Annotated in this window: 9 protein-coding genes; 5 read left to right on the forward strand and 4 right to left on the reverse strand. The window is 74.2% G+C overall.

Annotated features, from left to right (window positions below; translation table 11 throughout):
* Window positions 1–454: FAD-dependent oxidoreductase (locus SCA03_RS34100; protein WP_174864525.1), on the reverse strand; the 454-nt coding region annotated here is incomplete at its 3' end.
* A 175-nt stretch (window positions 455–629) separates the two neighbouring features.
* Here SCA03_RS34100 and SCA03_RS34105 point away from each other — a divergent pair.
* Window positions 630–1217 carry a TetR/AcrR family transcriptional regulator gene (locus SCA03_RS34105; RefSeq protein ID WP_086814061.1) on the forward strand — a complete coding sequence of 196 codons (588 nt, stop codon included), beginning with the start codon at window positions 630–632 and terminating at the stop codon, window positions 1215–1217.
* A gap of 26 nt (window positions 1218–1243) precedes the next feature.
* Here SCA03_RS34105 and def read toward each other — a convergent pair whose 3' ends face one another.
* Window positions 1244–1912: a peptide deformylase gene (gene def / locus SCA03_RS34110; protein WP_030880868.1), complete on the reverse strand. Its 669-nt coding sequence runs from the start codon at window positions 1910–1912 to the stop codon at window positions 1244–1246.
* Between the two features lie 107 nt (window positions 1913–2019).
* Here def and SCA03_RS34115 point away from each other — a divergent pair, with 107 nt between their 5' ends.
* Entirely contained in the window at window positions 2020–2616 is a 597-nt protein-coding gene (locus SCA03_RS34115) for a winged helix-turn-helix domain-containing protein (RefSeq protein ID WP_030880865.1), read from the forward strand.
* 170 nt (window positions 2617–2786) lie between these two features.
* Window positions 2787–3398 carry a class I SAM-dependent methyltransferase gene (locus SCA03_RS34120; RefSeq protein ID WP_030880862.1) on the forward strand — a complete coding sequence of 204 codons (612 nt, stop codon included), beginning with the start codon at window positions 2787–2789 and terminating at the stop codon, window positions 3396–3398.
* A gap of 26 nt (window positions 3399–3424) precedes the next feature.
* Here SCA03_RS34120 and SCA03_RS34125 read toward each other — a convergent pair whose 3' ends face one another.
* A complete protein-coding gene (locus tag SCA03_RS34125) occupies window positions 3425–4321 on the reverse strand; it encodes a MerR family transcriptional regulator (protein WP_078874659.1) in 897 nt (298 codons plus the stop codon).
* A 32-nt stretch (window positions 4322–4353) separates the two neighbouring features.
* On the reverse strand, window positions 4354–4932 hold the full coding sequence (locus tag SCA03_RS34130; RefSeq protein WP_063767384.1) for a VOC family protein: 579 nt from the start codon (window positions 4930–4932) through the stop codon (window positions 4354–4356).
* 292 nt (window positions 4933–5224) lie between these two features.
* Between SCA03_RS34130 and SCA03_RS34135 the strand changes: the two genes are divergently transcribed.
* Both SCA03_RS34135 and SCA03_RS34140 read left to right on the forward strand, forming a co-directional pair.
* Window positions 5225–6817, forward strand: coding sequence for a CLIPPER-2 domain-containing protein (locus tag SCA03_RS34135; RefSeq protein WP_086814059.1), 1593 nt, complete (start codon window positions 5225–5227; stop codon window positions 6815–6817).
* Window positions 6759–7064 carry a prealbumin-like fold domain-containing protein gene (locus tag SCA03_RS34140; protein ID WP_086814057.1) on the forward strand — a complete coding sequence of 102 codons (306 nt, stop codon included), beginning with the start codon at window positions 6759–6761 and terminating at the stop codon, window positions 7062–7064. The genes SCA03_RS34135 and SCA03_RS34140 overlap by 59 nt, the downstream gene beginning before the upstream one ends.
* The last annotated feature ends 72 nt before the right edge of the window (window positions 7065–7136 follow it).

The raw sequence follows: 7136 nt of genomic DNA on the forward strand, positions 1-7136 counted from the left end.
CGAGCAGACCGGTGACGGTGGTGGTCCCGTCGGCGAAGGCCACCTCGTGGCGGCCCCCGCCCAGTGCGCGCACGCCGGTGGCCCGGTGGCCCCAGCGGACGGTGCCGGCGGGCAGCGAGTCGAGCAGGAGCCGGCGCAGCTCGCCGCGCTGCACCTCGGGACTGGTGCCGGTGCCGTCGTCGGCCGCCTCGAACAGGACGGTTCCGTCCCGGTCGAGGAGCCGTATCGCCTGCCGGCCGGGCAGCACGAGGTCGTGGAAGGCGTCCGCCAGCCCCGCGGCCCGGAGTGCGGCCCGGCCGCTGTGTGCGTGGATGTCGAGCATGCCGCCCTGGGAGCGTGCGTCCGGCGAGGGTTCGGCCTCGTGGACGGTGGCCGGGATGCCGTGGAGGTGCAGGACGCGGGCCAGCACGAGGCCGCCGAGGCCGGCGCCGACGATCGTGACGGGAGTGGTCATGGGGGCTCCTTGGGATCGCACGTCCGCCGGGGCGGGGCCCCGGCGGCGTGCTCGGCGAGAGGCGCGGACGTCGTGGCAGGGGCGCCGCGAGGTCCGTCCTCCGGGAGCCGCCAACGTAACACTAACCGTTAGGGTTTTGGAGTTGTTGTTACTTCGTTGCTGTTAGCATCGGGGGATGACCGAGCCGCCCGGGCGCCGGGAGCGCAAGAAGGCCGCGACCCGCCAGAAGATCGCCGACGCCGCGCTGCGCCTGTTCCTGGAGCGCGGGTACGACGCGGTGGGCATCCGTGACGTGGCAGCCGAGGCCGATGTGGCCGTGACCACGCTCTTCTCCCACTTCGCTTCCAAGGAGGCACTGGTCTTCGAGCAGGACGCGGATTTCGAGCAGCGCCTCACCCGCGCGGTGGCCGAGCGGGCGCCGGACGAGCCGCTCATCCCGCTGCTCAAGCGGGAGATGCACGCGCTGGTACGGCACTGCTCGACGGAGGGCGCCGCGCCGGTCTATCGCATGATCGACGGCTCGCCCGCGCTGCGGCAGTACGAGGAGACGATGCGGCTGCGGCACGCCGAGGCCCTGGCCTCGGCCATCGCCGCCGACCTCGGCCAGGCGGCGGCCACGACGGCGTGCCGGGCGATCGCGCGGTTCGTGATCGATGTGCACGCGCTGGCCCGCGAGGCCAAGGACCCGCAGGCCGCGGTGGACGAGATCTTCGAAATGATCGAGGCCGCCTGGGAGGCCGTTCCCCCGCCCCCGCGCGGCTGAGCGGACGTCTCCTGGCGCTCCCCGGCTCAGCGGCCCAGGCTCGCGGCCTTGGTGGCGCGCCGGGCGAAGACGCGTTCCCGCCGCTCCTCCATCTGCTGGAGCGCGTCCTTGCGGTCCCGGCGGGAGAGGCGGTCGAGGTAGGTGTGGCCGATGAGGTGGTCGGACTCGTGCTGGAGGCACCGCGCGAAGTAGCCCGTCCCCTCGATGACGAGGGGATTGCCGTCCTTGTCGAAGCCACGGACGACGGCGCGGTCGGTGCGGGGGACCGACATGCGGGCGCCGGGCACGGACAGACAGCCCTCGGAGTCGTCGATGAGGCGCCGGCTGCCGGCGTCGGGCAGTTCCAGCGTGGGGTTGATGAGGTGTCCGACGTGCCGGATGCCGTCGTCGTCCGGGCAGTCGTAGACGAACAGCCGCAGATCGACGTCCACCTGGTTCGCGGCGAGACCGGCGCCGTCCGCCACGTGCATGGTGAGGAACATGTCGTCGATGAGGGCCGAGAGTTCGGGGGTGCCGAACTCGGTCACCTCCTGGCTCGGGCGGTCGAGGATCTCCTCGCCCACGACCGTGACCCGGCGCACCGACCCGCGCTCCGCCTCCGGCGGCAGCGGCGGGTAGGAGTCGACCGGGCTGCCCTGGACGCGGACGCGCCGGTCGACGGAACGGGAACGGGACCACCTCTGGCGAACGGACACCTGCGTCTCCCCCTCTTCCGCGGCCGTGCCGCGGGCCTCGCCGTGGCCCGGTGCCCCCACGGCAGGAATGCTTGCCAAGTTCTTGGCAAACTAGCAGACTTTGCAAAGTGACTGAAGACGACCTCAACTCCCCGCCGCCCGGCAGGACCCGCGGGCCCGACCGGACCCTGCGCGAACACGAGGTCCGCACCGCACTGCTGGAACTGCTCGCCGAGGTCGGCACCGTCACGGCGACGGAGGCCGCGGCCCGGCTGGGCTACAGCTCCGGCCTCTGCTCCTTCCATCTGCGCCAGCTCGCCCGCCACGGTCACATCGAGGAGGCCCCGCACCACGGGGGCCGCGCCCGGCCCTGGCGGATGAAGCAGCACACCTCCACCGCCGGCGCGGGCGAGCCGGAGCCGTTCGGCGACCTGGCCCGCGGGCTGGAGGACGAGAGCTGGCAGCGCTGGCTCGCCCAGCGGGACGAGGCGCCGGCCGCCTGGCGCCACGACGAGGCGTTCAGCGCCGTCTCCTATCTGACGCCCGAGGAGATGAGCCGGGTCGCCGAGGCGATCCGCCGGGCGCTCGCCCCGTACCAGGACCGTGAACAGCGGCCGCTGGCCCGGCCCGAGGACGCCCGCCCGGTGGCCCTCATCGCCCGGCTCTTCCCGCTGCTTCCCCACGCCACTGACGAGGAAGGAACCGGCGGCGCGGGCCGGGGCTGACGGACCGTCGCACCGCTGCCGCCCCCGGCGCGGTGCTCCCCGCGCCCACCCGTGACCCGCCGCTTTGCGCATTCCGCAAGGAAAGTTGTCGCTTCCGCTCGCGCGCCCCAGATTGGGACGGACCCGGGCTCCGTACCGGCCGGGCCCGACCGACGAGCGAGGCGAAGCCGATGGACACGAGCAGCGCACAGTCCTGGGACGCGATGTACGACAGCCGCGAGCAGGTCTTCAGCGGCGCCCCCAACCCGGTGCTCGTCGGTGAGGCGTCCGGCCTGCCACCCGGGCAGGCGCTCGACGTGGGATGCGGCGAGGGCGCCGACGCGCTCTGGCTGGCCCGGCGCGGCTGGCTCGTCACGGCCGTCGACGTCTCCCGGACGGCGCTGCGCCGGGCCGCGGCGGCGGGCGGTGCGCTCGCCGGCCGGGTGTGCTGGGCACAGGCCGATCTGCTCGCCGCGCCCCCGCCGGCCGGAGCGTTCGACCTGGTGTCCGTGCACTACTTCCCCCTCCCGGTGCGGCCCGGCCACGGTCCGCTGCGCGGCCTGCTGGACGCCGTCGCACCCGGCGGCACCCTGCTCTTCGCCACTCACGACCTCACCGGGCTCTCCCCCGATCCCGAGCGGGGGTTCGACCCCGGCGCCTACTACCAGGCGCACGACATCGCCGCGCTCCTCGACCCCGCCTGGGAGATCGTCGTCGACGAGACCCGGCCGCGGCCCGCTCCCGCTCCCGCGGGCACCCGCCACACCCACGACACCGTGCTGCGCGCCCGGCGTCCGGACTGACGCGCCCCGGCCCGGGTGCCGGGGTCTCACTCCCAGGTGGCGGTCTCCGGGTCGACGCCGTGGGCGCGGGCGTTCGCGTGCACGGCGTCGCGCAGCCAGACGGTCAGGCCCGGGGCGAGCGCGTCGAAGTAGTCGGTGTAGCCGGGGTCGTCGGCGAACATCCTGCCGAGGCAGGCGTGCATGGAGTGGGTGCAGTCGAAGTAGGTGCACAGCAGGGCGCGGTGGCGTTCGGCGAGGAGGTTCGCCTGCGGGGAGCCCGGCGCGAGACCGGCGCGGGCGGCGTCGGCGAGGTCGGCCTCCAGCGCCGCCGTTCTCGCCGCCACCTCCTTCCAGTCCTGCGCGGACAGCCCGGCGGCGCGCTCGGCGTACTGCGCCCACTGCGGACTGTCGCCCCAGCGGGCCTCGGCCTCGTCGACCAGGGCCGGCTCCCAGTCGTCGCCGAAGATCTCGACCTGCTCCTGCGGGGACAGCCGGATACCGGTGCGGGTGGCCTCCAGCATCCGGTCGACCGCGCCGACCATCTGCTGGAGCCGGTCGATGCGCTGCACCAACTCGTCCCGCTGCCGCCGCAGATGGTGGCGGGCGTCGGTGTCCGGCGCGTCCAGGACACGGGCGATCCGGGCCAGCGGCAGCCCCAGTTCGCGGTAGACGAGGACGCGGTGGATACGGGCGATGTCCTCGCCGGAGTACACCCGGTAGCCGGCCGCGGTGCGGGTGCCGGGCCGGACGAGGCCGATCGCGTCCCAGTGGTGCAGCGTCTTGACGCTGACGCCGACGAGGGCGGCAGCCCGGCCGACGGTCAGCCCGCCGTGCACCTCGGGCCCGCTCTCCGGCGCGGGGCCGGGCCCGGCGCCGGACGCGCTGTGCGGGCCGGTGCCGGGCGGGGGGTGCGGCTGCTGCCGTCGTGGGCTCCCGTGCGTCATCGTCACAGTGTCGCTCTCCGCGGGCTGCCGGTTCACCGCCGCGGGGACGGGCCGGGGGCGCTCCCCGCTGCCGACCCCGGGGCGGTCTCCGCGTCCGGCTCCGGGCCGTTCTCCGCGTCCGGCTCGGGTACGGCGATGCCCACCGCGCGCAGCTCTTCGGCCTGTGCGCTGTGCGGATCGATCGGGTGGGCGGCCGTCATCACGATCCGCGCGTTCTCCGGCGTGATCACCGTCAACTCGACCGAGTTCCACGGCATCTTCCGCGGCCCGCCGGTGCATCCCGGCGCCAGCTCCTCGCAGCGGGCCGCGATCTCCTCGATCTGGGCGGGCACACAGGAGAACGCGGTGGTCGCCGCGATCGGCCCGGCGTCCCGCGCACCGGGCACGAGGAGCACGTCCTGGAAGGCCCAGCGCCGCAGATGGGTCACCTGCCCGGGGAGGGTGAACAGGTCGATGAAGCCGAGGCCGCGGGTCCAGAAGGCGGTCGAGGCGGCGAGATCCGGGGTGGGCAGGGAGAGATACGTCGGCATCCCGTAGAAGCCGCGGTGGATCTCGGGCGGGGCAGCGTCGAGCGCGGGCACGGGGACAGGGCTGGTGTACGTGGTGTCCATGCCCCGAGCGTCGGGGCTCCTGTCGCGTCAGGGTCAAGTCCGTCCGGCCGGTCCGCACCGCGGGGGACGGCTCCCTCGTATGAGCGCTCGGTGTGGCGCCGAGCCCGCGCCCCGGCCGGCGTGAACGACGCGAAGGCCCGAAGGCACCGCGATCGGCAGCCGCGACCACGGGACCCCTGCTCCTCCCTCGCCTCTCGCACAGCGGTCACGCGGCGGTGCGGCCCTGCGTGGTGGTGCGGCGCAGCGGTGCCTCACGGCCGTCACCCACTCCCCACCGGAAGGAGCGCCCGCCATGCAGGCCCGACCCACCTCTGCCCCCACCTCGTCTCCGCCGGGGAGAGCGATCCGCCGGTCGCGTCCGGCCCGGCTCGGCCTCGGGCTCCTGGGCGGGCTCACCCTGCTGACGGGGCTGCTCGCCCCCGCGGCCAGCGCGGCCCAGCCCACCCCGACGCCCCTGGTGCAGGAGGACTTCACCGGGGCGACCGCACCCGACTTCACCGGGTACGGCTCCGCCTGTCTGACGGGGGCACCGGCCGACAGCGGGGGGCCGACCACCGGGGCGCACCCGCTGGGCGGCTGCCCGCCGCCGTCCGAGGCCGGCGGCCCGGTCCCGCCGCCCGGAGCGGACGGGCACGGCTACCTCCAGCTCACCGACTCGAAGACGAACCAGAGCGGCGCGGCCCTGTACAACAGCCCCGTGTCGTCCCAGGACGGGCTCGTGGTCAGCTTCGAGCAGTGGCAGTACGGGTCCGTCGGCGTCTGGGACGGGGAGAAGCGGCCCGCCGACGGGATCTCGTTCTTCCTCGTCGACGGCGACGCCACGCTGGACGCGCCGGGCGCCTTCGGCGGCAGCCTCGGCTACGCCCAGAAGAACTCCGCCGACGCGGGCAGGGTGCCCGGCGTCGAGAAGGGATACCTCGGCGTCGGACTCGACGTGCTCGGCAACTTCTTCAACGACGGCGAGGGGCGCGGCACCGGCTGCCCCGACGACCAGAAGTCCCCGGCAGGCACCGCGTTCCCCACCATCTCCAGCACGGGCCCCAACATGGTCACCCTCCGCGGCCCCGGCGACGGCCTCGACGGCTACTGCTTCCTGGGCGCCACCTACAACGGGGCGCACTCCGACGACCAGGGCTGGGAATCCAGCCTTCCCGGCCGGCTCCAGGGGCCGACCACGGAGGTCTCCGACGACCCGGTACAGGCCGAGCGGGACCTGGAGCCGTCCAAGCGGACGGTGACCGTGGAGATCAGCCCCGCGCCCGACCCGGTGGTGACCGTCTGGATCGACTTCCACGACGGCAAGGGTCCCCAGAAGGTCCTCAGCCGGCCGGCGCCGGGGCCCGTCCCCAGCACCTACAGGTTCGGCTTCGCCGGCTCCACCGGCGTCTGGACCGACGTCCACCTCATCCGCAACGTCGTCGTGGGCAAGCCCGCCCCGGCGCTGAGCCTCACCAAGTCGGTGCCCGACGATCTGCCCCGGCCGCTGAAGGTGGGCGACACCGTGCCGTACAGCTACACGGTGACCAACACGGGCAACACGCCCCTCACCGACGTGACCGTCACCGACGACCGGCTCGGCTCCGTCTCCTGCCCGGAGGCGACACTGGCGCCGGGGGAGCAGGGTCATCTGCACGGCGAGCGCGACCGTCACCGCCGAGGACGCCGAGCGGGGACGGCTGGACAACACCGCCACCGCCACGGCCGTGCACGACGGCCGGGAGGTCGGCCCCGAGGAGGACCGGCTCTCGCTGCCGGTGAGCGGAGAGGGCGGCAGCGTCACCGTCCACAAGGTCGACGGTCACAACGGGAAGCCGCTGCCCGGCGCGGTGTTCCAGCTGTGGCGCGAGAGCAACGGCGTCCCCGGACTCCAGACCCGCGGCAGTGACCCCGACACCGAGGTGGACAGCGGATGCTCCACCGACGACAAGGGCACGTGCAGCTTCGCCGGGCTCGCACGCGGCACCTACTACCTGCTGGAGACGGACACCCCCGAGGGCTACCAGCGCCCCGGGAACCCCGTCACCGGCCCCTTCACGCTCACCGAGGACGAACACCTCACGAAGAAGATCAGCAACCCGCGCGGTGAGCCGTGCAAGGGGAAGGGCGGTAAGGGCGGCAAGGGCTGCACGTAGCGAGCAGCCAGCGGCAGTCCGTGCCGGAAAGTGGCGGGCGGGGAGCGCGGAGAGGTCTGTCCGCGCTCCCCG

The organism is Streptomyces cacaoi, from assembly GCF_006539165.1.
GTDB lineage: Bacteria > Actinomycetota > Actinomycetes > Streptomycetales > Streptomycetaceae > Streptomyces > Streptomyces cacaoi.